Raw genomic sequence first — 26,448 nt, forward strand, 5'->3', positions numbered from 1 at the left:
ATTGAAAGACTTGCTCGATATCATGCGTAAGAAAACGGATTCAGAAGGTCATGCACCCGTTGAATTTGACCGTATCCGTATTGGTCTTGCGTCGCCAGAGATGATTAAGTCATGGTCTCACGGTGAAGTTAAAAAGCCTGAAACCATTAACTACCGTACTTTTAAACCTGAACGTGACGGTTTGTTCTGTGCCAAAATTTTTGGTCCAGTAAAAGATTACGAATGCTTGTGTGGTAAATACAAGCGTATGAAATACAAAGGCGTCATTTGTGAAAAATGTGGCGTTGAAGTTACAACAGCAAAAGTTCGTCGTGAGCGTATGGGTCATATTGACCTTGCATCACCAGTTGCACATATTTGGTTCTTGAAATCATTACCGAGCCGTATCGGTTTACTTCTTGATATGACATTACGTGATATCGAGCGTGTATTGTATTTCGAATCTTATGTTGTTACTGATCCTGGTATGACTCCGTTTGAAAAGTATCAACTTTTAACAGACGAAGAATACTACAATGCACTTGAAGAACACGGTGATGAATTCACTGCGAAAATGGGTGCAGAAGCAGTTCAGGATTTATTAAAAGATATCGATCTTGAAGCTGAGATTGCTCGTTTACGTGAAGAAATTCCGCAAACAACTTCTGAGACGAAACTTAAAAAAGCGTCTAAGCGTTTGAAGTTGATGGAAGCATTCAAAGATTCGAACAATAAGCCTGAATGGATGGTGATGAACGTACTTCCTGTACTTCCACCAGACTTACGTCCGCTTGTACCACTTGAAGGTGGTCGTTTCGCGACTTCAGACTTGAACGATTTATATCGTCGTGTGATCAACCGTAACAACCGATTGAAGCGCCTTCTTGACCTTGCTGCGCCAGACATTATCGTACGTAACGAAAAACGTATGTTACAAGAGTCTGTTGATGCGTTGCTTGATAATGGTCGTCGTGGTCGTGCGATTACAGGTTCGAACAAACGTCCATTGAAATCTTTGGCAGATATGATCAAAGGTAAACAAGGTCGTTTCCGTCAAAACTTGTTAGGTAAGCGTGTTGACTATTCTGGTCGTTCGGTCATTACTGTAGGTCCTACTTTACGTCTGCATCAATGTGGTCTTCCGAAGAAGATGGCACTTGAATTATTCAAGCCATTTATTTTCGCGAAATTACAAGCTTCAGGTCAGGCGACTACCATTAAAGCTGCGAAGAAAATGGTTGAGCGTGAGACGCCAGAAGTTTGGGACGTTCTTGCTTCCGTGATTCGTCAACATCCAGTGATGTTGAACCGTGCGCCAACACTTCACCGTTTGGGTCTTCAAGCGTTTGAACCTATTCTGATCGAAGGTAAGGCGATCCGTCTTCACCCACTCGTATGTGCTGCGTTTAACGCTGACTTCGATGGTGACCAAATGGCGGTACACGTTCCATTGACACTTGAAGCACAGCTAGAAGCGCGTGCGTTGATGATGTCAACAAACAACATCTTGTCACCAGCCAACGGTGAGCCAATCATCGTTCCTTCTCAGGACGTAGTCTTGGGTCTTTACTACATCACGCGTGATGCGGTAAATGCCAAAGGTGAAGGCATGGTGTTTGCTGATACTCACGAAGTGAACCGTGCGTTGGCGACTGGTAAGGTTGCGATCCATGCACGTGTTAAAGTACGTGTACACCAAACTGTAATTGATGAAAATGGTGAGCGTGAACAACAAACGATTATTGTTGATACGACACCTGGTCGTTGCTTGTTGTGGGAAGTTGTTCCACAAGGTTTAAGCTTTGATATGATCAACCTTGAGATGACCAAGAAAAACATCTCGAAGTTAATCAACTCTTGCTACCGTAAGCTTGGTTTGAAAGACACTGTTATCTTCGCTGACCAATTGATGTATTTGGGCTTCCGTCAAGCGACGCGCTCAGGTGTATCTGTTGGTATGGAAGACATGTTAATTCCACCAACCAAGCAAACGATTATCGATAAAGCTGAAACCGAAGTTCGTGAAATTGAACAACAGTTTGAGCAAGGTTTCGTAACCGCAGGTGAGCGATATAACAAAGTGGTCGATATTTGGGCACGTACCAATGACCAAGTTGCTAAAGCGATGATGGATAACTTGTCTTATACACTTGTTAAAAACAAGCAAGGTGAAGATGAGAAGCAGAAATCATTCAACAGTATCTACATGATGTCTGACTCAGGTGCCCGTGGTTCGGCAGCTCAGATTCGTCAGCTTGCAGGTATGCGTGGTTTGATGGCGAAACCAGACGGTTCGATTATTGAAACCCCAATTAAAGCAAACTTCCGTGAAGGTTTGACAGTACTTCAGTACTTCATCTCGACACACGGTGCACGTAAAGGTTTGGCCGATACGGCATTGAAAACAGCAAACTCTGGTTACTTGACTCGTCGTCTTGTAGACGTAGCGCAAGACTTGGTAATTACTGAACCTGACTGTGGTACAGCCGGTGGTTTAGTGATGACTCCGTTCATTCAGGGTGGTGATGTCATTGAGCCATTACGTGACCGTGTATTAGGTCGTGTAACAGCTGAAGATGTACGTCGTGCTTCTGATGATGAAGTGGTATTACCTCGTGGTACGCTCATTGACGAGAAAATCGCTGCTCAGCTTGAAGAAGCGGGTGTCGATGAAGTTAAAGTACGTTCTGTAATCGCTTGTGAATCTACATTCGGTGTGTGTGCACGTTGTTATGGTCGTGACCTAGCACGTGGTCACTTGGTGAATCCAGGTGAATCAGTCGGTGTAATGGCTGCTCAGTCAATTGGTGAACCTGGTACACAGTTAACGATGCGTACCTTCCACGTTGGTGGTGCTGCGAGCCGAACTTCTGCTGCGAACAGCGTTCAAGTACGTAACAAAGGTACTGTACGTTTCCACAATGTGAAAACTGTACAACATGCCAAAGGTCACTTAGTGTCAGTTTCTCGTTCAGGTGAAATTGGTATTGCGGATGACTTAGGTCGTGAGCGCGAGCGTTATAAACTTCCTTACGGTGCAAGCATCTTATTGAAAGATGGTGAGACTGTAGAAGCTGGCGGTATCGTAGCGACTTGGGATCCACATACCCACCCACTTGTTACAGAAGTTGCGGGTAAAGCACGTTTCAGCCAAATCGCTGATGGTGTAACTGCAACCTCTAAGACTGATGATGCAACAGGTATGACGACTGTTGAAATCTTGCCAGTAACAGCACGTCCTGCGTCTGGTAAAGATTTACGTCCTGCGATCGTGTTGGATACAACAGATGGCGGCGAACAGTTCTACTTCTTGCCACAAAATACAATCGTGACTGTCCGTGATGGCGAAACGATTGGTGTGGGTGATGTAATCGGTCGTGTACCACAAGAATCTTCACGTACGCGTGATATTACCGGTGGTCTTCCACGCGTTGCAGACTTGTTTGAAGCACGTAAACCAAAAGAGCATGCGATTTTGGCAGAAGTGTCTGGTATCGTAAGCTTTGGTAAAGAGACCAAAGGTAAGAACCGTTTAGTGATTACACCTGATGATGGTTCAGAGATCTACGAAGAGTTGATTCCTAAATGGCGTCAAATCAACGTGTTCGAGGGTGAGCATGTAAACCGTGGTGAAACCATTTCTGATGGTCCACAAAACCCACATGACATCTTACGTTTGAAAGGCGAAGTGGCTTTAACAAACTACATCGTGAACGAAGTTCAAGATGTTTACCGTCTCCAAGGTGTAAAAATCAACGATAAGCATATTGAAGTTGTTGTACGTCAAATGTTGCGTAAAGTTGATATTACTGATGGCGGCGATACAAGCTTCATCAAAGGTGAGCAAGTGGATTACATCCGCGTTGTTCAAGAGAACCAAGCTGTCTTGGCTCAGAACAAGTTCCCTGCGAAGTTTGAACGTCAGTTAATGGGTATTACCAAAGCATCGCTGTCTACTGACTCATTCATCTCTGCTGCATCGTTCCAGGAAACCACACGTGTGTTAACTGAAGCGGCTGTAACAGGTAAAGAAGATGACTTACGCGGCTTGAAAGAAAACGTTGTTGTGGGTCGCTTGATCCCAGCGGGTACAGGTCTTGCGTATCACTTAGAGCGTCGTCGTCAAGAAGCAGAAGCTGCTGAATTTGAACTTCATAATGATTTTAGTGAAGTTGACCAAGCATTTAGTCAAGCGTTGAACTCAGACCAGTTCTAAGTCTTAACGAATTAGAAAGGCACCTTCGGGTGCCTTTCTTAATGGAGAAAATACGAGCAAAATATTACAAAAAAGGGTATAGCACTCGCATTTGGTTACTTGATCTGAGTAAAAGCTTCATCAAAGCATATTATTCTAGCGGCATATAAAAGCGGAGTATTTCAAATGAAAAAAATGATGATTCTAATGGGTGCGGTATTGATGTCATCGACAATCTTAGCGGGTTGTCAACATGCAAGTCCAGAAAGTAAACGTATTGGTGCTGCTGCAATTGGCGGTGGTGCAGGTGGTGCTGTAGGTAAAAATCTAGGTGGTAATTTAGGTGCAGGTCTTGGTGCTGCTGTAGGAGCTGGTGTTGCTGCGAATACGAAAGGTGCGAACAGTAAGAATACGCGTAATAGTGCAATAGGTGCTGGCGTAGGTGCATGGTTGGGTGGCGCAGTATTAGGTGGTGAAGCTGGTGCTGCAACAGGTGGTGCGCTAGGTGGTAGTGCTGGTGCAGCTTATGGTGAGAAAAAAGGTAAGTACTAATATCGGCTCAGTACTGCTTAAATAATTCAAAAGCTCTTATGATGATAAGGGCTTTTTCAGTTTTGCTTTTAGTGATGTGATCATCAAGGCAACGACTTTACAAAATATCAATCGATTGGGACAGACTGGTAACACAATGTGATCAAATTCCCCATAAAAGAAGATTATGCTTTTCAGTAGAGCATAAAAGGAGTGAGTACGATCATGAAAAAAACAATCGGTTTAGTATCTACTTTAATGTTATCGGCGGTGATGTTTACAGGCTGTCAAAATATGAGTGCATCTGATCAGCGTATTGGTGCAGCAGCGTTAGGCGGAGCAGTTGGTGGCGGCGTAGGTAACCATGTCGGTGGCGGTTTGGGTGCAGGTGTTGGTGCCGCAGCAGGCGCAGGTGTTGGTGCAAATGCCAAAGGTGGTAGTAGCAGTACAACCACGAGCAGTGCAGTCGGTGCTGGTATTGGCTCAGTGGTTGGAAAAGCAATTTTTGGTGGTGACTCAGGCGCTGCGATTGGTGGTGCAATCGGTGGTGGTGCTGGTGCTGCTATCCAAGAAAAGAAATAGTGTTGAGCATATATCTACATTTTACGAGAGCAAAGAAAATGCCTGAAAAAATAAATTTCAGGCATTTTGTTTTGAATCAGTGTTGGTTTGAACTGGCTTTGGGTTTTTTACGTCGAATATAAAGTACTTTTTCGACTTCTGCGATTCGTGTACCTGCATCATCAATGATATTCAAAGTGTAATGTCTATAGACTGGTTCATAATTTGCGGTCAGGCGTTTAATTTCAACAATTTCATCGGCACTCAATTCTATGTCTGCATACACCGTATTTCTACCTGGAGAGAGGAAATTAATCGAAGCACTTTTATCCCACACAATATATTTGTGACCTAGATGATGCATCAGAAGAAGCATATAAAATGGGTCAACCATTGAATAAAGACTGCCTCCGAAGTGTGTACCTACGATATTACGATTTTTTCGTGTCAGTGGCATTTTGACGCGAATAAAATAGTTCTCTAGGTCGATGGTGTCTATCGCGATACCTGCACCACGATAAGGTGAATAATGGTTGATGATAAATTTAGACACAACTGGAATGGTGCGAATTTTTTTGAAAAAGGCTTTCATGGTCAATTTTTTTTCTTGCAACTCTATTCATACTCCATAAGTATCATTTTTATTGCATCGCTGGCAATGGCTGTTTTATGACCAAGCCACTTAAAAAACAAAATGGGAAAAAGTTATGCAAGTACAAGTAAAAACAGTGACCACATCTGACCAACAAACCTTATGTGTTAAAACATGGGGAGATCAGCAAAAGACACCATTGGTTTTGGTGCATGGATATCCAGATAACCAAGAAGTTTGGGAACCGATCATCGAGAAATTAGTAAATGATTACTTTGTTGTAACTTATGACGTACGTGGTGCGGGCTTATCGTCAATTCCAAAACGTATTAAAGATTATCGTTTGCCGCGCTTATCTTTAGATCTACAAGAAGTGGTTGATCAAGTTTTACCAAACCGCAATTTCCACATGGCAGCACATGATTGGGGATCTTTACAGTCATGGGAGTCAGCAACTGAGCCGAAACTCAAAGGGCGTTTGTTGTCTTATACAACGATTTCAGGGCCTTGTTTAGATCATGCATCTTTATATTTACGTGAAAAATTCAAATCCGCACCAAGCAATGTTTTGAAAATGTTAACGAAATCTTGGTATATCGGCGCATTCCATTTACCTTTGCTTGCCCCGACCGTATGGACATTTTTTAGCCCAGAAAGATGGGGGAAAATCTTGAGTGGTCTTGAGAAGAAGCAAGGTTTACCATTGAATGCAAATATTGTTGCGGATGGTAAATATGGAATTAATTTGTATCGTGCTAACTTTATTCCATCCTTAACTCAGCCACGTCAGCGCTATGCACAATGTCCTGTTCAGGCAATTGTATTACGTCGTGATGCCTTTGTAAGTCCAGAATACATTACTGAATCAATGCCAAAATGGGTTGAAAATTTTGAGTATGTAGAGTTGGATGCAAATCACTGGGCGGTACTGAGTCAACCTGAAAAAATTGCAGATTATATTCGCCAATTTATCGTGAAAAATGCATAAATAAAAAACATCAGATAGCAATCGCTCAATTTAAACTCTGCTAAAATGGCGCCCTCGTTTCATTTAGTTCAGAGTTATGTTTGCAATTATTGCAGCGGTTGCTGTCATGTTCGGCCTCTCCTTGGGGCGTGTTCCAGTGGTATTTGCATTGGTCATTGGTGCTTTGACTGGCGGCTTATTGGCTGGTTTAGGGCTACAAGGCACTTTAGATGCATTCAACAATGGTTTGGGTGGTGGTGCGAAAATCGCACTCGCTTATGGTGTTTTAGGTGCGTTTGCCTTAGCTTTGGCTCGTTCGGGATTGCCTGATCTTCTGGCCTATAAACTGGTTAAAAGTCTTAAAAATGATGCAGATATTCGTGCGCAAAAGCAGGTGAAATTTCTCATTTTTAGTACCATCGGACTCGCTGCTATTGCATCGCAGAATATTATTCCTGTACATATCGCTTTTATTCCTGTACTCATTCCACCGTTACTCATTGTGTTTAATCATTTACGGTTAGACCGTAGAGCGGTAGCTTGCGTGCTTACATTTGGCTTAGTCGCAACTTATATGTTCTTGCCGATGGGATTTGGCGCAATATTTTTGAATGATATTCTCGCACATAACATCAATCATTTTGGTCAGAGTTATGGCTTGCAAATCAGCAATGATCAAATTCCTCGCGCTATGATTATCCCTGTGGGGGGGATGTTTCTTGGTATGTTGACTGCTTTATTTGTGAGTTACCGTAAGCCACGAGTATATGAAGATAAGCCCTTGCATAATGTAACACGAAGCATCGTGGGCGAAATGGCACAGGAGCAACAAGCACCGCAAATTGCACGATTTACTTTATTTATGGCAGCTTTTGCCGTGATTGCAACCATTATTGTTCAGCTTTACTCGGATTCTATGATTGTTGCTGGATTAGTGGGCGTTGCAATTCTGAGTTGTGCTGGGATTTTTAAATGGAAAGAAGCTGACGATGTTATCGTGAGTGGAATGAGAATGATGGCATTGGTCGGCTTTACCATGATTGCAGCTCAAGGTTTTGCTGCGGTGATTGAGGCAACACATCAAGTTCCTGAGTTGGTAAAAGCGACTGCAGGATGGATTGGGGATAGTAAGGCACTTGCTGCTTTTGTGATGTTGTTGGTTGGATTATTGATTACTTTAGGGATTGGTTCTTCATTTTCCACGGTGCCAATTTTGGCAATCATGTATGTACCTTTGTGTTTGCAATTCGGTTTTAGTCCTATGGCAACAATTGCGCTTATAGGAACGGCTGCTGCTTTGGGGGATGCAGGCTCACCAGCATCCGATTCAACTCTAGGGCCGACTTCAGGTTTAAATATCGACGGACAACATGATCATATGCGAGATACAGTTGTGCCTACCTTTTTACATTTCAACCTGCCATTACTGATTTTTGGTTGGATTGCGGCGATGGTTTTATAAAAAATAACAAAGGCTCTTTTAGAGCCTTTGTTATATTAAGAAATAATAAAGTATAAAATTTAAATAAAAAGATTTATTTTATTATCTAATTAATAGCTTTAACTATTTTAGAGAGAGTGAATAAAAAAATTAGATATAATTTATTAATAAGGTATTAAAGTGACATTTTTTGACTTTATTGTGATTTATTTTTCAATCTTTTTATTAATTTCAACTAAAATATATAAAATTAATTTCATTTAAAAAATAAACTTATGATAGTTTAAATCTTACAAAAATACTTGGTTTTCATGGGTTTAAACCAAAGTAAAATACTTGGTTTTAGTTGTTGTTACATATATTTACAAATATATATCCTTTTGAATCATATATTTGAAAATATAATTAAAATAGTCGGAATTAATATGTATTGCATAATATTAAAACTCGTGATTATTATAAATATGTAAGTTTTTATTTTGTTATAGAGGTTATTTTAATGTTAAGAAAAATATTAGTTATTAGTTTATTGGGGATGTCTTCAACTGTTTTTGCGGGAGGTTTTCAAGTTAAAGTTGGGGCAAGTGTTATTGCACCAACAGATAAAACAACGATAGCTGATGTGGGAACATTAAAAGCGGATTATGAATTTGCTTTTACTCCGTCAGTTGAGTACGTTTTCGGGGATACACCATTTTCAGCTGAGTTATTACTGGCAACACCAATATCACATGACGTTTCTTTAGATGGAACCAAAGTGGTGAAGCTCAAACATTTACCACCCACCATTACTGCCAAATATAATTTTAAGAACTCAACTGCTTTTACGCCTTATATCGGGGTTGGGGGAACTGCATTTCTTGCATGGGATGAAAAAACAGTTGGCCCATTATCAAGTGAAAAAATTAAGGTGAAAGATGACTTTGGCTTTGCGGGACAACTGGGTTTTACTTTCCAGCCTGCTGATGCGAAAAATTGGGGAGTATTCTTTGATGCACGCTATGCTCAATTAAAACCACAAGTGAGATTGAATGGTACAAAACTGACTAACTTGGATATCAATCCGATGGTGTATACATTAGGTTATAGTTATAAATTTTAAATAAAAACATATAAAGAGACCTCACATCTAGTGAGGTTTCTTTGCAATATAAGCATGAAATAAATACAGTTCGGGAATGTTCAGTTTAGTATGCTAATTGAGTCGCTCATACAATCGTAGAGAAAAAGATGAAAAGGTTGCCTATTGCTGTATTTATATGGATATCATTTGCATTATTTTCTCAAACCCATGCAGCGAGTTTCTCTTGTAAGGCAGTCAAGTTAAAAGCAGAGTATCAAATCTGCGCTGATCGTGAGCTCAATGATGCTGATGTAAAGTTAGCAACAACTTATCAGATCATTTTGCATGCATTACCCATGGGTGGGCGAGATGCAGAAAAAGATCAGCAATTTAAATGGTTAAAGCAGCGTAATGCCTGTGAAACAAATAAGGCTTGTATTAAGCGGGCATATTTACAACGACAACAACAACTCGATCAATTGCTCCAAGAGCGTGTGCTGAGTCAAGGACCATTCTAATGTGATCTTTGAGTTGATTTGATATAAAAAATTCAAAAACAAGCATTGAAAAATTGGAGTTATCCACCATTCATAAATCATTCCAAATAGATAAGCCTCACAAATAAGGAGTGATGTATGAGTGAACAAGCCTCACAGAATTATAGTTTCCAAGCTGAAGTTGCTCAGTTATTGCATTTAGTGACGCATTCTCTCTATTCCAACCCAGAAATTTTCTTGCGTGAACTCATTTCGAATGCGTCAGATGCTTGTGATAAATTACGCTTTGAGGGGATTAATCACCCTGAATATTATGAAAATGATCCAAACTTACGTGTGCGTGTAACACTTGATAAAGACAATAAGACACTGACAATTTCTGATAATGGTATTGGTTTAAGTCAGCAGGAAGCGATCGATAACCTCGGAACGATTGCAAAATCAGGTACCAAGGATTTCATGTCTAAACTAACAGGTGATCAAAAAGCAGATGCGCAGTTGATTGGTCAGTTTGGTGTAGGCTTTTACTCAGGTTTTATTGTTGCTGATAAAATTACCGTTGAATCTCGTCGTGCGGGTTTAGATGTAGCAGAAGGTGTACGCTGGATCAGTGGTGGAACAGGTGAGTTTGAAGTTCAAAGCATTGATAAAGAAACCCGTGGTACTGACATTATTTTACATTTACGTGATGATGCACTTGAATACTTAGAATCTTGGAAAGTTAAACAAATCGTTAATAAATATTCAGACCACATCAGTTTGCCGATTGAAATGCAAAAAGAAGTCTGGCAAGAAGAAGAGGTCGCTGAGGGTGAAGAGCCAAAAGGCGGTCAAATGGTCAAAACTGATGAATGGGAAGCGATTAACTCTGCAAGTGCCTTATGGACACGTAGCAAGAGTGAAATCACTGCAGAACAGTATATCGAGTTTTATAAGAATTTAAGTCATGATTTTGCTGAACCTCTCGCTTGGACACACAATCGAGTAGAGGGAAGTACTGAATATACGCAATTGCTGTACATCCCAAGTCAGGCAAAACAGGATTTATTTACTCGTGAAGCCAAAGCCGGCATTAAGTTGTATGTAAAACGTGTATTCATCATGGATGAAGCAGACAACTTGATTCCAAACTATTTACGTTTTGTCCAAGGTATAGTGGATAGTGCCGATTTACCATTGAATGTCAGTCGTGAATTACTACAAGAAAGTCGTGATGTGAAAACCATTCGTGAAGGGAATACGCGCCGTGTATTAACCTTATTAGATGGTTTGGCAAAATCAGAAGATGAAAAAGACCAAGAGAAATTTAAAAAATTCTATTCAGAATTTGGTTCTGTACTTAAAGAAGGTTTAGGTGAAGATTTTGGCAATCGTGAACGTATTTTGAAACTATTACGTTATGCGACGTCAAATAATGATGAGATTTCAACTTCTTTTGCGGACTACAAAGCACGTATGAAAGAAGGGCAGAAAGCAATTTATTACGTGACTGCCGATAGCTTAACGGCTGCAAAAAACTCACCGCAGCTTGAGTTGTTTAAGAAAAAAGGCATTGAAGTATTGTTAATGGCAGATCGCGTTGACGACTGGGCAATGAATTTTGTGCATGAGTTCGATGGTACACCATTACAGAATGTCTCTAAAGGCGCCGTGGACTTAGGTGATTTACAAGATGCTGAAGAGAAAAAAGCACTTGAAGAAGCCGCAGAGCAATTTAAACCAGTCGTTGAGCGTTTAAGTAACTCATTAAAAGACAAAACTAAAGAGGTTCGTGTCACTACACGTTTAGTTGACTCTCCTGCATGCTTAGTCACCAGTGAAGGTGAGCTTTCTCCACAATTGGTTCGTATGTTAAAACAAGCGGGACAGGCTGTGCCAGAAGTTAAACCGACTTTGGAAATTAATCCAGAGCATCCATTGGTGAAAAAACTTGAGAGCTCAGCGCAATTTGATGATCTTGCGAATGTAATCTTTGACCAAGCGGTGATTGCAGAAGGTGGTTTACCTGAAGATCCTGCTGCTTATGTGAAGCGTATTAATGAGTTGTTATTGAAGTAAAATAAATTATTCGGAAAACCTCTGCTTTGTTGGCAGAGGTTTTTTATATTTATGGATAAGTCTAAAGTTATCCACAGTAATGTCTAAAAAATCATCTTCGTTAGAATAAGGTCTCAAGACGGAGGAAGGTACTCACATAATGATTGCGATCTTCACGATGATCATTAAAGTAGTTTAGGTCACCTTGCACATAGAACCATTCACGCCATAGCGGTTGCCGCCATGATACAAATGGACCCCAGCTATTTAAGCGTAAATCATTATCATTATAGTAACCCCCTGTATAGATGCCATAATTAAATCGATTATGCGCAAAGAATTGATGTTCACGGAAGGTACGATTATCCCATCTAAGGTCATCATCTTGCTTGTCTGCATAAGTAAGACTGAATTGATTGGATAAAAAGGGTTGATTCGGACGAGCATGGATGAGTTCTAGATTGGTACGTAGATAATTTTCACTTTTACTGCCATAACGATAGATTTGTTCAGCATTGAAGCTAAAGTCATGTTCTAACTCCCAGTTTTTCTTTGCTCTCAATCGCAGATAAATATCATTACCAGACCGGAGACCAAGATCAGCATTGGTTTCAAAGGGGAGTCTTTTTGATAAATCAGAGAAACGTAATGCAACAGAGCCATTACTATCGCGAGTTTGTTTTGAGCTAAATCTTTTATCTGGATCTTGATTCGGTTGCTGGTTAATACTGCTGATATGATTATCGAACTCATCATCTAAAGAGTCATCGCCAAAAACTAAGCTTAACCGTTTTTCCAGAGTCGGTAATTTGATCTTACCGCGAATACGTGGTTTAACCTCATAGTTGTCATATTCATTCCAGTAATTATCAAGCATGACGCGAATTGTTGCTGAAGCTGGTTTATCTGGATCAATTTCACCAAACCAATTATCAATTTTCACTGAAGTGCGATCTGCCCATTCTCGGATATGGCGTTGTTGTTTATCCACCCATGTCTTATCTTCTGTTTCCTTAATAGGTGGCACAACGGGTTGATTCGATTGCTCAGGGAATACTGTCGGTGTTGCATCTACAAATTTGGGAATATAACCTAACCAGCTTTCTGTAGGTGCCGTATGAGCGGGAGATGTTGGAGTTTGTTGCTGCACAATCGTATCCAAATCTGTTTCTGCATAGCAGGTATTGATCGCAGCCAAAGATAATGTTGCGAAGCAATAAAATAAAGGTGTTGATACCGTTCTGATAGAAATTGCCATAATGCATGCTTTATATATTGTTCTTGGTTTCATTTTTGATGATTCATCTGTCAAAAGCAAGTTACAGAAACAAAAAACAGCAATTTAATTATATAAAACAAGGAAAAGGGCGGAGTAAATATATTTCTCGGCCCTTATTATCATGCTTGGTTAAAAGGTGCAAATGATCACGGTGTCGATACAATAAAACCATAAAAATTAGGTACTGTTCTTTAAGAAGACTCAGAGATCGCACTATTTTCTAAAGCTTGATATAAATCGTGTACTGAGATGGGTTGTGGTAAACGACTAATTGCTTGGCGAATCAATTGCCAGGTATAACCATCTGCTCGATCTAATAACAAATAAGGATAAGCCTGATCTTCACTGGACAGTTTGACGCGTTCAGCGCCATGAATCACACGGATTTTATGACGTTCTCTTAATAAGATAACTGGTGTGAAAAAGGTGGCGGCAGTTTCTTCAAATGGAATGAATTTTTGTGTATTGATAAATGATGCTGGAATATAAGGATAAGCACGTTGATCACGTTGCCATATCAAACTGCCATTCATAATACATTCATTAAATAAGCTTTCGTGTTGATGATAATGCTGTTTGAAATTTCTCCAGCTGGTTTGGTGGATAGAGCTGGTTTGAGTATGTTGTTGGTTGGTATAGGACTGCAAGATAGACGTTGCATATTCAGTATTATGTGTTCCTACCAAAACCACGTAATGTGAAAATTGTCCTTGAGCATACAGTTGCTCAGCAATAAAAATCTGTGTGGACCCCCAAACAGGTTGGGCTTCATTTTCCGCTTTGAGATATAACCAATCAATTTTGATGTTCTGATCCATCTCGTTGTGCATATCAACACGATATAAGGATGGAAAATGACGAGCATTGACGCGTTCTAGGCGACAGAGAAAGCCATCTAAATTGAAATCATTTAGAGTTACAGGTTTCGCTTTGTTGAGATTGCTAGGACTACGATAAGATGATTTGATGGTCGATGGCGTGCCAGCGTGACTCTTGGAGGTGATTGGCTGAATTTTTTCTTGAATGATTGCGTCAAGCTGAGATTTGAATTGCTCGGTTTCTTCTCGGATTACCGATAAGATATCAGTTTGAGCTGGGTGATTTGTATTTGAAGATGCTTGTATAGGTTCTAAAACAGGAATCAGCGTTTCAAGTTCATGATCTGTTTTTAAGTATTCACTGGCATGGTTTTTTAACCATTGTAATGCATCATGGGATGATGGCATCCATGGGCTTTTCAGAAAAGATAATGCTGGACGAATCACCCAAACTTGCCAAAGTTGAGCTTGTCGTAATGCAGCCCACCCCATATCTCCAGAGGCGAATAATGCATTTTCAACACGACCCATAAAGTTATAGGTGCCTCGATATGTCATGGCAAAACCATGGTGACTCAACTCTTCGTTGGAAAACTCTTCATTTTGAATAAATGCCTTGAACGGTGTAATTTGATCTTGAAAAGTAGGATCGTCGCAAGATGCGCAAATATCTTTAATTCGTTGTTTTGCTTTCGCAATTTCAAACAGTGATGCTTTATCATCACTGAGCCCCTCAATCAGACTTTTGAGCTCATCAACCAAAAGTGCTTTCTCTAATACGTCCATCTATTGTTTCCTTAGAGATAGGCTTGAGCCTGTTCAAATAATAAATTAACCGTATAAATCGCAATGGATATACATTTTTTAAGTCAAATTGGTTCTGTTTTTTCCATGTAAAAAGTGATTCACAATAGTGATCAATCGTCTGGTTTTAGAACAACCATAAAAGCTGTAAAAACTTGTATTTTCATCACAAAAGACGTCACTTTATGACAATTATAGAAGAAAAAAAGTCAAAATCTATAGTCTGATAGTTAGCAAATACTCTCATTTGGCTAGGTGAAATAGAGATGCTGTTCATGCTTTATCCTTGAAAACAAAAACATTTTAAAAGAATAAATCGGATAAATAGATGATCAAATAGAAATGTATCTGTAAATTTATGACTAAGTTGTGAACAGTCTCACATATCAAAGATAAAAAACTTAAACAAATAAAAAATAAATCTAATTTAATAGTGATTGTTATAGTTAAAATACTGAAATAAAAAGAAAATATACGGATCTGTATAGAGGCAAGCAACGGTTTTACTTGTTGCTTGCTTATGGTTTGAACCACAATAATTATGGTTTTATTTCACATTGATCATCCTGGCATTGGGCGGTCTCGGTTGATTCCACTTGCTGGGGAGCTGTAGATTGTGCTTGTTGCAGCGCCTGTAAGAAAATTTCACGTGGTTGAGCACCTGAAAGCGCAAGTTTTTGATCAAATACAAAGAAAGGTACGCCTGTGACATTTAACTGTTCACGTGCAATTTTTTCATCATGACGAACAAAATCAGCCAGTTCATCTGAGTCAAGGACGTATTCCACTTCAGCATTATCCAAACCAATGCGTGACGCAATTTCTTCGACTACTTCGCGTTCACCAATTGCCAAGCCTTCAGTCATATAAGCATGGAAAAAAGCTTCTTTTGCTTCGTTACCTAAACCTTTGCTTTGCGCCAAGTGAATGATTCGATGGGCATTGAAACTATTACCAGAATTGGCTTTCTGCCATTGGAAATCAATACCTTCGGCAGCTGCCATGGTTGCAATATTACGTTCCATTTCTTCCATTTCGGCAAAAGTACGACCATATTTCTGAGCTAAACGTTCGGTATTTGATGTGTCATGCTTTGCTGGGGCATTGGGATCAAGCTCAAAACTATGCCAATGAATATCGAGTTCAATTCCAGCTTCTTCTGCAACATGTTCAAGACGTTTTTTACCAATATAACAAAAGGGACAAACGACGTCCGACCAGATATCTACGCGCATGGTGTTATCTCAATAATGATCATTACATCTGATAATAAGGGTGATCATGTTGAATTTAAAGCGAACATTATGTAATGCTGCATTACAAGGACTGAAATAAAAACATCTAAAGGTAGATTGTTAAACGGATTAACATCAACTTTAGAACTAAAAATATAATTAAATTTGGAGATGATATGCGTCGTTTGTTGATATTTTTATTCATTATTATTGTCTGTATTGGTTCATTTTTCTTCTATCAGGATTATATAAAACAGCACCGACTGAATAATCAAAAAATGTTTGAGGTGGTGATGGCTGAGAAAATGCGTGAACTCTATGATCAGGCTCAAGATTGGTCAACGCCTGTAGAGTTTGATGTGCATGATGATCGCTTATCTGGTGATTACCAAAAAATGTCTGCGTTTTTACTAGGATACTGGATGCAAAATGTCGAAGCTCGAAATCATTATTTGCGTGAGTTAAAAGCAGCGAAATGGGATACTTTTCTAGATGTTGAACGATTAGATCGAGATCGTACAGAGAATTATAAAGAAACAACCCAGATGTTCGTTGAGGTACGAAATGCTTCAGTACAATATGAGCAACAGCGCCAGAAAATTTATTTGGATTCACTAGAACAAGTCAAAAAAATGTCGATTCAGCAAGATTTACGTCAAACTCTACTCACCAAGTTAGAAAGTAATCTGGAAATTGATTCAAATGAGGATATCTTCTCTATTGAACAGCAAATTATAGAAAAGGCCCAAGCGATGTTTGATTTATTAAAGGCGCATCCATGGCAAAGAAAAAATAAAACTATTCTTTTTCATGAAAATACGCCTGTGAGAAAATTTAATACACTCTATCAAGAGGTACTTAAATTAAATAGTCAGATGAATAAGATTAAGAAAAACAATGTCGAGGTACTTGAAGAGGAACTATGAGCTTTAGTTAGGGCAATTATTGGCATCATCCATAGTTGCCCTCGCTAGCAAAATACTTGATTAATCAAAAATCTTTTCGGCAGCTTGAAACGGTAAACTCACCACATCAATTGCAACAGCAAAAGGCAGTAACACTAATTTCTCAAAAGGATTGAGACTAGATCGAGATTTATAACTTTCTTGTTGATTGGTATAGATCGTAACTTGATAGGGTTTGCTTAATGCTTTTAATGAGCTGAGATTATTAGCGACAGGATATACAACACCTGCAAGCTTAATATCAAAACAAAAGCGTTGTGCTTGCATACGTGTATCACTCGAAGATGAACACTCTTTTGCACCATTTTCAATAAAAAATTCTAAGTCTTTTTTACTTAAATCTTCTTTGAGTTTGACATAAGAAAGCGGTAAGGTGCCTGAAAAATGCCCATCATTTTTTGCTGAGTAAAAGTTTAAATCACGGGTGATTTGTATGTTTTTGGGATCTAGCTTGTTGATGATAGTCACGAACTGAGCACCGCCTTGAGTCAAAATATAACTATTTTTTTGACCGGCAATGACAATGCTATCTCTGGGCAGATTGGCTGTAGCTTGGGCTGGTCGTCCAAATGCCACCACATTGTCTTCAACTAAAGTGACTTTGGCAGTTCGTGTATAAGTTTTACTGTCTTTGGTGATTAGGGTTTTGGTGGCGCAGCCTGACAAAAAAGTTCCTGTTAGTACTAGTGCAAACGTCGTTTTCGCCAATGTAAATAGCATTTATTTCTCCTTGTACTTTAAAATTGAAATTTTTAAAAATTAATTATTTATAGCCCTAAAATGACATTCATCGAAAATATTGACCAAATAATATCTCTTATAACAAATGTGATTGTTTCTATAAAGATTCAAGTGATTTCAGAATGAGATTCGATTTTGATCTTTCGGTCAAAGTTTTATTGATATTTACCGTTTATCTGAGCTTTACTGAATCAAGTCGGACTTTGTTGTAGCCTATTATATAGACACTTTTATTTCTTGTTTTTCTATTGGGTGACTGATTTTTTGGAGCGAGCCATGAATTTTCTAAAACGATCAGCTTGTATCGCCGTATGGGTTGCTATAGGGTTGCCAACGGTGCAAGCCAATGATGTTGTTACGTTACCAACCATTAAAATCATGGCTGAATCTGAGCTACGTGAAGAAGTGGGCTTTATTCCGTTTCAAGAAGATGAGAAAGTTCGTGAAGCTTTGCAACACCATATTTATAAGGTGCATAGCGATATGCAGAATGCTGGCGTAGATGAAGGGATGACTACAGTCAATTATCAGCCTAAAACAACTGAACCAGATTTATCTCAGCTATCACCAATATTGCAGCAATATATTTTAGCTGTGGCGAGAGGATTTCAATCATCTGATCCAACCACAGGTGTATTTAAAATGTTGGAGCCTTTGAATATTGATCGAAATAATATCATGGGCATCCGAGATGGAACGATTAAGATCAATATGGATGATATCTTGAAATTGCAGCAGCAAATTCAAGATGGGTTAAATCCTCCCCAGAATCCTTTGTTTCCGCGTTAAAAATTCTATTCTATTTGGAGAATAAAAAATCCCCGCAAAGTGCGGGGATTTTTTTATCTTAGTGTCGATTAAACACGTTCGATAATGGTCGCGATACCTTGACCAAGACCGATACACATGGTCGCAAGACCGATTTGTGTATCTTGTTGTTCCATCACGTTCAACAATGTTGTTGTGATACGTGCACCTGAACAGCCCAATGGGTGACCTAATGCAATCGCACCACCATTCAAGTTGATGATGTCTTGTTTGTCATAAACGCCTAAGCCTTTCATTACTGATAAGCCTTGAGCAGCAAATGCTTCATTTAACTCGATAGTTTGGATGTCAGCCATCGTCAAACCAGCACGTTTAAGCGCTTTTTGAGTTGCTGGAACTGGACCGTAACCCATGATCGCAGCATCACATCCTGCAATCGCCATTGAGCGAATCACAGCACGTGGTTTTAAACCAAGCGCTTGAGCACGTTCAGCAGACATCAGTAACATTGCAGATGCACCGTCAGAAAGAGCAGAAGAAGTTGCTGCTGTTACTGAACCGCCTTTAGGATCGAAAACTGGTTTCAATGCTTTGAATGCTTCAAGGTTAGCATCTGGACGAATTACTTCATCGATATCGCAAAGGATTTTAAAGCCATTCGCATCATGACCTTCAACACCTACGATTTCGTTTTTGAAACGACCTTCTTGAGTTGCAGCCCAAGCGCGACGGTGAGATTCAACACCGAATGCGTCTTGTTCTTCACGAGAGATTTGATTCATACGACCTAACATTTCAGCGGTTAAGCCCATCATGTTAGATGCTTTTGCATAGTGTTTAGATGCTTCAGGGTTAAGGTCGATGCCGTGCATCATACCGACGTGACCCATGTGCTCTACGCCACCGATGATGAAGATATCGCCTTGATTCGTCGCAATTTGTGCAGCAGCAGTATGAAGTGCTTGCATAGAAGAACCACAAAGACGGTTAACGGTTTGACCGCCAGCGGTCTTTGGAATATCAGCCAATAAACCAATGTTACGAGCAATGTTCATACCTTGCTCTAAAGTTTGGTTTACACAACCCCAAATGATGTCTTCAACTTCGTTGGTATCAAATTGGTTACGAGCAACAAGTGCACGTACTAATTCAGCAGATAAACTGTCGGCACGTACATTGCGGAACATACCGTTACGTGATTTGCCCATGGCAGAACGAACGCCATCAACAATCACAACGTCACGTGGATTTAAAGTAGCCATTCACGTCGCTCCTTAACCGTAGAATTTTTTGTTGTTAGCAGCCATGTCACGCAACATTTGTGGCGCTTCATAAGCTTTACCTAAGTGTGCATATTTGTCGCAAAGCGCAACGTATTCAGCAACACCAGTTTGGTCGATATAACGGCATGGACCACCACGGAATGGAGGGAAACCTACACCCATGATCATCGCCATATCTGCTTCAGAAGCAGTTGCAACGATGTTGTCTTCTAAGCAACGAACCGTTTCGTTACAGAAAGCAAGCATCATACGGTCAATGATTTCTTGTGGATCAAATTCACGTTTTTCGCCAGTCACGAAAGGCGCAATGATTTCGTAAGCTGTTGGGTCAACAGTTTTCGCTTTCTTACCTTTCTTGTCTAACACATATTTGTAGAAACCAACGTCATTCTTTTGACCAAGACGTTTTGCTTCGTACATCGCTTGGATAGAACCTTTGTAGTCTGGTTTCATACGGTCAGGGAAACCTTCAGCCATCACCTCTGCGCCATGAACACCTGTATCGATACCAACAACGTCGATCAAGTATGCAGGACCCATAGGCCAACCGAATTTCGCCATTACATTATCAACTTGCTGGAAGTCAGCACCGTCTTTAACGAGTAGATCGAATGCACCGAAGTAAGGGAACAATACGCGATTTACCAAGAAACCTGGGCAATCGTTTACAACGATAGGTGTTTTACCCATTTTCTGAGCAAGAACAACAGTTGTTGCGATTGCTTCATCAGAAGTTTTTTCACCACGAATAACTTCAACCAATGGCATCATGTGTACTGGGTTGAAGAAGTGCATACCAACGAAGTTTTCAGGACGTTGTAATGCTTTCGCAAGGCGTGTAATCGAGATTGTAGATGTGTTAGATGCAATGATCGTGTTTTCACGAACATGCTTTTCTGTATCTGCAAGTACGATTTCTTTAACTTTAGGGTTTTCAGTTACCGCTTCGATCACGATATCCACTTCTTTAAACTCATCGTAGCTTAAAGTAGGACGGATGCGAGCAAGGGTTTCACCCATTTGCGCAGGTTTCATTTTCTTGCGTTCAACTTGCTTTGTTAACAAGCCATTCGCTTCTTTCATACCTAATGCAAGTTGTGGGTTCCCAATATCTTTCATGATGATTGGAGTGCCTTTGCTTGCCGCTTGGTAAGCAATACCACCACCCATAATACCAGCACCTAATACAGCTGCTTGGTTTACAGGATGAGCACCTTTTTCATATTTTTTCGCAGTTTTCTTCACAACTTGATCGTTGATGAATAAACCGATAAGTGCGCCAGCTTGTGGGGTGATCGCAGCTTTAGCGAAACCTTGAGCTTCAGCTTTTAATGCATCATCACGAGTTGAGCCTGCGCCAGCTTGTAAAGAATCAAGCAATAATTTAGGCGCTGGGTATTGAGCCGGGTTTGCTTTTGCAAGAACCGCACCTTTCGCCGTATTGAACGCCATCATTTGCTCAAGTGGGTTCAATTTAATAGCATCTAATTTTTCTTGACGCTTTGCTTTCCAGTTTAAACGACCAGCAAGTGCTTGTTTCACTAAGTCAACAGCAGCTTCTTGAAGTTTGTCAGCAGCAACAACAGCATCTACAGCACCATCTTTAAGCGCAGCAGCTGGCTTCTTAGGATTCGCCATCGCCATCCATTCAACGGCATTGTCGATACCGATCAAACGGCTTAAACGAACGCTACCACCAAAACCAGGATAGATACCGAGTTTGATTTCTGGTAATCCTACTTGTGCTTGTTCAGACATGACACGGTAGTCACACACTAAGCACATTTCAAAGCCGCCGCCAAGCGCCATGCCATTGATGGCAGCAACTTTAGGGATGTCTAAATCTTCAAAGCTATTGAAGATCTCATGTACAGGCATAAGCCAGTCAACAATTGCTTGTTCACCAGCAGCGAAGTTTTCGCCAAATTCAGTAATATCTGCACCAACGATAAATGTTGATTTCCCAGAAGTAACAACTAAGCCTTTAATATCGTTATTGGCTTTAACCGCAGCAATTGCTGCTTGGAAGTCTTCAATGGTCGCACGGTTAAATTTATTAACCGACTCACCTTGTAAGTCAAAGCGGAATTCTGCAATTCCGTCCGCAAGCATTTGGACGGTAATGGCATTGCCAGCGTGGATCATGCCTGATCTCCTTGTTGTGGAGGATTCTAAGTTGATGTCAAAAAGCTTATGCGCCTGTTAGGTCGCAAAAATGCTTCGGTAATCTTACGATAACTATATCTAAAAAGGGCATAACAAAGTTGTATCAAGCCGTGACGCAGTGGTCATCAAATTTTTATGCAGAAATATCGGTGTCATAGTTTTATTGTGGATTTTAATGGCGTAGCTGTGAAAAACCCATTAAAAAGATAAAGCTACTGTATATTTCTTATAAGGGAAATCATGATGAGAAGGGTATGTATTGGCTTTAAAATGAGGTTTTTTAGATAAAGGATAAAGACGGATTGAGTAGTTAATTTTTTTGACTTTGTAATAAAAAAATAAGTTTTTTTGTGAATTGTTGGACAGAAAGTATTGTCTAATTTTTTATCTATAGATAATATTTATGTTATAAAAATGTTCAAGAAAGTAATATTATGTTAAAAAATAAACTTGTTGTTCTGGCAATGCTTCCATTCATGCTAAGTGCGTGTGGAGGTGGTGGTGGTAGTTCAGGTAATAATAGTTCAACAGGTAGTAATGGGGCGCAGGACTCTACTGCCAATGGTACACGTTATTATTTTATGGATCATGAAGTTTCCTTATATGAAGATGATGACATCAGTGTTGAAATTGGTGATACTTTATCTTTTGGCGCATTTGAAATTTTTAATAAACAAGTCAAGGACCCTGCATCAAATCAACCATTAAATAACTATTTATTAACCGAGAAAAAGCTTTATTTACCGACTGATATCGCAACTAAGGTGATGAATATTCGTTCGATGACCGATTGGACATATGATGTCATTGGAGATGTCAAAGAAGATTGGAAACTTGAGCGTGTTGATCTCACAAACAAAAATATGTTCGATACCGTATTACCTAATTACCGAACTTTAGGCTTTGATGAGTTTGCTTTGGGGAATGCTGAGATATTCTTAAATGTACATGGCAATAAGGTATTTCCTGCTGGAAGCGCATGCTATCGTTTGGTATCGAGAAAAACGAATCAAGATACGTTTGCTTTCAATCAAAAAACGATGATTGAACAGAGTTTTGCAGATTTTAATCTAGAGAATGAATGGTACCTATTGGGGCTCAATGAAAATAATCTATTTGATTTTACGTATAGAGCCGCTAACGGGAAATGGCAAGATGTACCTTGGACAACCATTTACAGCACAAGTTTAGGCTTTTCAGCTAATGAGAGTGTAGCTGTTGAATACCAAGGTCAAACGTATGCAGCTGATTATACCAGTAGTATTGAATGGACTGCGAAGAAAGAAATTGAGCATTGGGAAACCTATTTAAAAAATGTGAAAGAAACGGAACAGATCCGTGGAGCAAAATTGAAGATTGCTCAATTAAAGTCAGGTTGTTATGTGTATAATGAAAAAGCAGCAGAAGCGCTTTATACTTTACCGTCTTTAGATTGGCAGCCTTATAAGTAAAATTAAAATATAGGAAGTATATGGATATCCCAAGTTTAAGGATTTGAGATATCCATGGTTGTAATATTAACTTGATCTGATTTTTTTTTTTGAATTTGCTAATATCACCTCACTTCTAAAGTCTAAAATTCTATTGCGATATTTTAATTAGTATCCAAAAGTGAGTAACTATATGATTAAGTGGATCATATTAGCGATTTTTATCATTTCTGCGTTGTATATTCAGCGTCGCGGGAAAGTAAAACATTCGTTTTATCGTCAGTTTTTTGACCATTCTACGATTCTCGCGCCAATCAATTTTTTAATGTACATGTTTTCCAAAGTGCCGAATCAGCCGTATATCGACACCCAGCATTTTCAGGACCTAAAGGTTCTGGATGAAAACTGGGAAATGATTCGTGATGAAGCGAAAGCATTATATGACAAAGGTGGCATTAAAGCGTCCAGTACCTATGATGACTTGGGTTTTAATTCCTTCTTTAAAACAGGTTGGAAACGTTTCTACTTGAAATGGTATGACTCGGCGCATCCATCGGCAGCGGAACTTTGTCCGAAAACAACTGCATTATTAAAGACTTTACCAACCATCAAAGCCGCAATGTTTACCGAGCTTGCGCCTGATAGCCGTTTGGTGCGACATCGTGATCCTTATGCAGGTTCGCTACGTTATCATTTAGGTTTAATCACACCAAATGATGATCGTTGCTTTATTGATGTGGATGGTGAGCGTTACTCATGGCGCGATGGTGAAAGTGTAGTATTTGATGAAACTTATATTCATTATGCTGAAAATACCACGGACCAAAACCGTATTATCTTTTTCGCAGATGTTGAACGTCCACTTAAAACTCGTTTTATGGAAAAGTTTAATCATTGGTTTGGCAAAAAAGTAATGACTGCAGCAAGTTCTCCAAATGAAGCTGGAGATCAAACAGGTGGTTTAAATAAAGCTTTTGGTTATGTTTACCAAATTCGGATTAAAGCCAAAGCACTGAAGAAATCTAATCGTCAGTTGTACTACTTTTTGAAGTGGTTCATCATGTTAGGCTTGTTCTTCCTCATCTTTGTTCGTCCCTATGTGTTTTAAATCATAATCAGATAAATTATCACTAAAATTTTTTGTATTCAGCTCTGAGATCTAATCAATTTCTCAGGGCTTTTTTTATTGCTCAAATTACATTTCAATCGGGACTTGAAATTCATCAATACAGCCTACATCATCAAAAGCATTACTGATCATAAAAGTCTGCCGTGAATCCAAACGCACGTGAACATATTGAAAAAATACTTGCTCATATGACCCAATTGCCGGGCGTTTATAAAATGCTGGGCAAAGATGGGGAGTTGCTCTACGTCGGTAAAGCGAAAAATCTAAAAAACCGAGTATCGAGTTATTTTGTTAAAACCATTGAGCATCCAAAAACTCAAGCCTTGGTTGCGCGCATTTATGACATCGAAACTTTAGTGGTTCGTTCCGAAACCGAAGCACTATTACTCGAACAGAACCTGATTAAATTGCATCGTCCCCCGTATAACATCATGTTGCGGGACGATAAATCTTACGTTTATATTTTCGTTTCGGCAGATAAACCTTACCCAAGGATTGCCAGTGGGCGGGGTAAAGGCAAACATCAAGTTGGTAAATTCTTTGGACCTTATCCAAGCGCTTATAGTGCAAGAGATACTCTCCTGACCTTACAAAAATTATTTAATGTTCGTCAGTGTGAAAATAGCTACTTTTCCCAACGTAAACGCCCTTGTTTACAGTATCAGATTAAGCGATGCACCGCGCCTTGTGTGGGTTTAATTAGTCCAGAAGACTATAAAGAAGATGTAATTAATTCGATCCGTTTTCTCCAAGGAGATACCAAAGAACTGAATCAAGAGTTGATTGGAAAAATGGAACAGGCGGCAGAAGCGCTCGAATTTGAAAAGGCGGTATTCTATCGGGATCGTCTGGCTTTACTGCGTGAGGTTCAGGCTCAGCAGGCAGTTTATAAAATTAAGGGTGAGGCGGATATTTTAGCCATCGCACATCAAGCTGGTGTTACTTGTGTCCAGATCATGTTTGTGCGTAATGGTCAGATGTTGGGTGGAAAAAGTTATTTCCCAGATATGTTAGGTGACGATCTAGGGCAAATGCTGAGTGATTTTATTGCGAACTTTTACTTTCAAGTTGCTGATGAAATCCCAGTCGAATTGATTGTTAATCTAGAAGTACCTGATAAAAAACAATTAGAAGAGGCCTTACAACAGACTTTTAAGAAAAAAATTCAGATTAAACATAAGGTGCGTGAAACGCGAGCTGAATGGCAAGAACTCGCCCAAATGAATGTGCAGCATGCTATTAAAGGTAAACTGAGTAATCATTTAGAGTTGAATGAGCGTTTCCATCAATTAGAGCAAGTGGTTGGTCGTCCAATTGATCGTATCGAATGTTTTGATATTAGTCATACCATGGGTGAAGCACCAATTGCTTCATGTGTGGTCTTTGATCAAGGTGGCGCAAGAAAACGCGATTATCGTCAATTTGCCATTCAGGATATTACGGGTGGGGATGACTATGCAGCGATGCGGCAAGCCCTGATTCGACGTTATAAAAAGAATATGTTGCCTGATTTACTCTTGATTGATGGTGGCAAAGGGCAACTACATATGGCAATGGAGGTCATGCAAGAGCTTGAACTGGATGCTTTTATGATTGGTGTTTCTAAAGGTGAGGGGCGTAAGCCTGGGTTAGAGACTTTACATTTCACGGATGGCACCAAGATTCAACTTGCCGAAGACCACAAGGCTTTGCACTTAATCCAACAGGTACGAGATGAAGCGCATCGTTTCGCCATTACTCGACATCGTGCAAAACGTGATAAACGCCGCAGTAGTTCAGTGCTAGAAGCTATTCCTGGTTTGGGACCAAAACGCCGTCGAGATTTATTGACACATTTTGGTGGTATTCAAGGCGTACTCAATGCATCTGAAAAAGAATTGACTCTGGTACCCGGCTTGGGTGAAGTCATGGCAAGGATCATCTATAAAATTTTGCATGAATAATTTGACCAATTGACCAAATTTTTT

20 protein-coding genes are annotated in these 26,448 nt (G+C 39.7%); 13 read left to right on the forward strand and 7 right to left on the reverse strand.

Going from position 1 to position 26,448, the window contains the following annotated elements:
• Position 1 precedes the first annotated feature (1 nt).
• The 3 genes from rpoC to DK207_RS00510 all read left to right on the forward strand — a co-directional run bounded on the left by rpoC (position 2) and on the right by DK207_RS00510 (position 5,287).
• On the forward strand, positions 2–4,195 hold the full coding sequence (rpoC, locus tag DK207_RS00500) for a DNA-directed RNA polymerase subunit beta' (protein WP_075316323.1): 4,194 nt from the start codon (positions 2–4) through the stop codon (positions 4,193–4,195).
• A gap of 165 nt (positions 4,196–4,360) precedes the next feature.
• Complete coding sequence (locus DK207_RS00505) at positions 4,361–4,726, forward strand: hypothetical protein (RefSeq protein WP_004637645.1); 366 nt, start codon at positions 4,361–4,363, stop codon at positions 4,724–4,726.
• Positions 4,727–4,930: 204 nt separating this feature from the next.
• On the forward strand, positions 4,931–5,287 hold the full coding sequence (locus DK207_RS00510) for a YMGG-like glycine zipper-containing protein (RefSeq protein WP_004637646.1): 357 nt from the start codon (positions 4,931–4,933) through the stop codon (positions 5,285–5,287).
• 76 nt (positions 5,288–5,363) lie between these two features.
• Here the strand turns inward: DK207_RS00510 and DK207_RS00515 are convergent, their stop codons facing one another.
• Entirely contained in the window at positions 5,364–5,879 is a 516-nt protein-coding gene (locus tag DK207_RS00515) for a DUF4442 domain-containing protein (protein ID WP_171261738.1), read from the reverse strand.
• Between the two features lie 94 nt (positions 5,880–5,973).
• On the opposite strand from DK207_RS00515, the gene DK207_RS00520 reads away from it, so the two are divergent.
• From DK207_RS00520 to htpG, 5 genes are all read left to right on the forward strand, one after another.
• Complete coding sequence (locus tag DK207_RS00520; protein ID WP_005087961.1) at positions 5,974–6,846, forward strand: alpha/beta fold hydrolase; 873 nt, start codon at positions 5,974–5,976, stop codon at positions 6,844–6,846.
• A 76-nt stretch (positions 6,847–6,922) separates the two neighbouring features.
• Complete coding sequence (locus DK207_RS00525) at positions 6,923–8,287, forward strand: Na+/H+ antiporter family protein (protein ID WP_109439518.1); 1,365 nt, start codon at positions 6,923–6,925, stop codon at positions 8,285–8,287.
• 478 nt (positions 8,288–8,765) lie between these two features.
• Positions 8,766–9,368, forward strand: coding sequence for an OmpW/AlkL family protein (locus DK207_RS00530; RefSeq protein ID WP_109439519.1), 603 nt, complete (start codon positions 8,766–8,768; stop codon positions 9,366–9,368).
• A 128-nt stretch (positions 9,369–9,496) separates the two neighbouring features.
• Positions 9,497–9,847, forward strand: a complete 351-nt coding sequence (locus DK207_RS00535; protein ID WP_109439520.1) for a lysozyme inhibitor LprI family protein — start codon at positions 9,497–9,499, stop codon at positions 9,845–9,847.
• 117 nt (positions 9,848–9,964) lie between these two features.
• Positions 9,965–11,884 (forward strand): molecular chaperone HtpG, encoded by a 1,920-nt coding sequence (htpG, locus tag DK207_RS00540; RefSeq protein ID WP_109439521.1) that lies wholly within the window; start codon positions 9,965–9,967, stop codon positions 11,882–11,884.
• A gap of 100 nt (positions 11,885–11,984) precedes the next feature.
• Here htpG and DK207_RS00545 read toward each other — a convergent pair whose 3' ends face one another.
• From DK207_RS00545 to DK207_RS00555, 3 genes are all read right to left on the reverse strand, one after another.
• Entirely contained in the window at positions 11,985–13,121 is a 1,137-nt protein-coding gene (locus DK207_RS00545) for a hypothetical protein (protein WP_109439522.1), read from the reverse strand.
• Positions 13,122–13,333: 212 nt separating this feature from the next.
• Complete coding sequence (locus tag DK207_RS00550) at positions 13,334–14,746, reverse strand: hypothetical protein (RefSeq protein WP_075316319.1); 1,413 nt, start codon at positions 14,744–14,746, stop codon at positions 13,334–13,336.
• 557 nt (positions 14,747–15,303) lie between these two features.
• Positions 15,304–15,999 carry a DsbA family oxidoreductase gene (locus tag DK207_RS00555; protein ID WP_004637654.1) on the reverse strand — a complete coding sequence of 232 codons (696 nt, stop codon included), beginning with the start codon at positions 15,997–15,999 and terminating at the stop codon, positions 15,304–15,306.
• A 176-nt stretch (positions 16,000–16,175) separates the two neighbouring features.
• Here DK207_RS00555 and DK207_RS00560 point away from each other — a divergent pair, with 176 nt between their 5' ends.
• Positions 16,176–16,925, forward strand: coding sequence for a hypothetical protein (locus DK207_RS00560; RefSeq protein WP_109439523.1), 750 nt, complete (start codon positions 16,176–16,178; stop codon positions 16,923–16,925).
• 60 nt (positions 16,926–16,985) lie between these two features.
• Here DK207_RS00560 and DK207_RS00565 read toward each other — a convergent pair whose 3' ends face one another.
• Positions 16,986–17,684, reverse strand: coding sequence for a hypothetical protein (locus tag DK207_RS00565; protein ID WP_109439524.1), 699 nt, complete (start codon positions 17,682–17,684; stop codon positions 16,986–16,988).
• A 297-nt stretch (positions 17,685–17,981) separates the two neighbouring features.
• On the opposite strand from DK207_RS00565, the gene DK207_RS00570 reads away from it, so the two are divergent.
• Positions 17,982–18,494 (forward strand): hypothetical protein, encoded by a 513-nt coding sequence (locus tag DK207_RS00570; protein WP_109439525.1) that lies wholly within the window; start codon positions 17,982–17,984, stop codon positions 18,492–18,494.
• Between the two features lie 68 nt (positions 18,495–18,562).
• Here the strand turns inward: DK207_RS00570 and fadA are convergent, their stop codons facing one another.
• Both fadA and fadB read right to left on the reverse strand, forming a co-directional pair.
• Positions 18,563–19,735 (reverse strand): acetyl-CoA C-acyltransferase FadA, encoded by a 1,173-nt coding sequence (fadA, locus tag DK207_RS00575; RefSeq protein WP_109439526.1) that lies wholly within the window; start codon positions 19,733–19,735, stop codon positions 18,563–18,565.
• A 12-nt stretch (positions 19,736–19,747) separates the two neighbouring features.
• On the reverse strand, positions 19,748–21,901 hold the full coding sequence (gene fadB / locus DK207_RS00580) for a fatty acid oxidation complex subunit alpha FadB (RefSeq protein ID WP_109439527.1): 2,154 nt from the start codon (positions 21,899–21,901) through the stop codon (positions 19,748–19,750).
• Between the two features lie 455 nt (positions 21,902–22,356).
• On the opposite strand from fadB, the gene DK207_RS00585 reads away from it, so the two are divergent.
• From DK207_RS00585 to uvrC, 3 genes are all read left to right on the forward strand, one after another.
• The gene (locus DK207_RS00585) at positions 22,357–23,373 is read left to right on the forward strand and encodes a hypothetical protein (protein WP_109439528.1); all 1,017 of its coding nucleotides are present in this window, start codon (positions 22,357–22,359) and stop codon (positions 23,371–23,373) included.
• Positions 23,374–23,545: 172 nt separating this feature from the next.
• Positions 23,546–24,460, forward strand: a complete 915-nt coding sequence (gene lpxO / locus DK207_RS00590; RefSeq protein WP_109439529.1) for a lipid A hydroxylase LpxO — start codon at positions 23,546–23,548, stop codon at positions 24,458–24,460.
• Positions 24,461–24,624: 164 nt separating this feature from the next.
• Positions 24,625–26,424, forward strand: a complete 1,800-nt coding sequence (gene uvrC / locus DK207_RS00595; protein ID WP_109439530.1) for an excinuclease ABC subunit UvrC — start codon at positions 24,625–24,627, stop codon at positions 26,422–26,424.
• Positions 26,425–26,448: the final 24 nt, after the last annotated feature.

This window comes from Acinetobacter haemolyticus (genome assembly GCF_900406815.1).
Classification (GTDB): Bacteria; Pseudomonadota; Gammaproteobacteria; order Pseudomonadales; family Moraxellaceae; genus Acinetobacter; species Acinetobacter haemolyticus_A.

What these genes read in the sequence shown, in the direction of transcription:
- DK207_RS00565 (WP_109439524.1), bottom strand. Translation starts at nt 17,684, where the DNA reads ATGCTATTTACATTGGCGAAAACGACGTTTGCACTAGTACTAACAGGA.
- DK207_RS00545 (WP_109439522.1), bottom strand. Translation starts at nt 13,121, where the DNA reads ATGGCAATTTCTATCAGAACGGTATCAACACCTTTATTTTATTGCTTC.
- DK207_RS00530 (WP_109439519.1), top strand. Translation starts at nt 8,766, where the DNA reads ATGTTAAGAAAAATATTAGTTATTAGTTTATTGGGGATGTCTTCAACT.
- fadB (WP_109439527.1), bottom strand. Translation starts at nt 21,901, where the DNA reads ATGATCCACGCTGGCAATGCCATTACCGTCCAAATGCTTGCGGACGGA.
- DK207_RS00560 (WP_109439523.1), top strand. Translation starts at nt 16,176, where the DNA reads ATGCGTCGTTTGTTGATATTTTTATTCATTATTATTGTCTGTATTGGT.
- DK207_RS00525 (WP_109439518.1), top strand. Translation starts at nt 6,923, where the DNA reads ATGTTTGCAATTATTGCAGCGGTTGCTGTCATGTTCGGCCTCTCCTTG.
- DK207_RS00550 (WP_075316319.1), bottom strand. Translation starts at nt 14,746, where the DNA reads ATGGACGTATTAGAGAAAGCACTTTTGGTTGATGAGCTCAAAAGTCTG.
- DK207_RS00505 (WP_004637645.1), top strand. Translation starts at nt 4,361, where the DNA reads ATGAAAAAAATGATGATTCTAATGGGTGCGGTATTGATGTCATCGACA.
- DK207_RS00510 (WP_004637646.1), top strand. Translation starts at nt 4,931, where the DNA reads ATGAAAAAAACAATCGGTTTAGTATCTACTTTAATGTTATCGGCGGTG.
- DK207_RS00520 (WP_005087961.1), top strand. Translation starts at nt 5,974, where the DNA reads ATGCAAGTACAAGTAAAAACAGTGACCACATCTGACCAACAAACCTTA.
- htpG (WP_109439521.1), top strand. Translation starts at nt 9,965, where the DNA reads ATGAGTGAACAAGCCTCACAGAATTATAGTTTCCAAGCTGAAGTTGCT.
- DK207_RS00570 (WP_109439525.1), top strand. Translation starts at nt 17,982, where the DNA reads ATGAATTTTCTAAAACGATCAGCTTGTATCGCCGTATGGGTTGCTATA.
- fadA (WP_109439526.1), bottom strand. Translation starts at nt 19,735, where the DNA reads ATGGCTACTTTAAATCCACGTGACGTTGTGATTGTTGATGGCGTTCGT.
- lpxO (WP_109439529.1), top strand. Translation starts at nt 23,546, where the DNA reads ATGATTAAGTGGATCATATTAGCGATTTTTATCATTTCTGCGTTGTAT.
- DK207_RS00585 (WP_109439528.1), top strand. Translation starts at nt 22,357, where the DNA reads ATGTTAAAAAATAAACTTGTTGTTCTGGCAATGCTTCCATTCATGCTA.
- DK207_RS00535 (WP_109439520.1), top strand. Translation starts at nt 9,497, where the DNA reads ATGAAAAGGTTGCCTATTGCTGTATTTATATGGATATCATTTGCATTA.
- DK207_RS00555 (WP_004637654.1), bottom strand. Translation starts at nt 15,999, where the DNA reads ATGCGCGTAGATATCTGGTCGGACGTCGTTTGTCCCTTTTGTTATATT.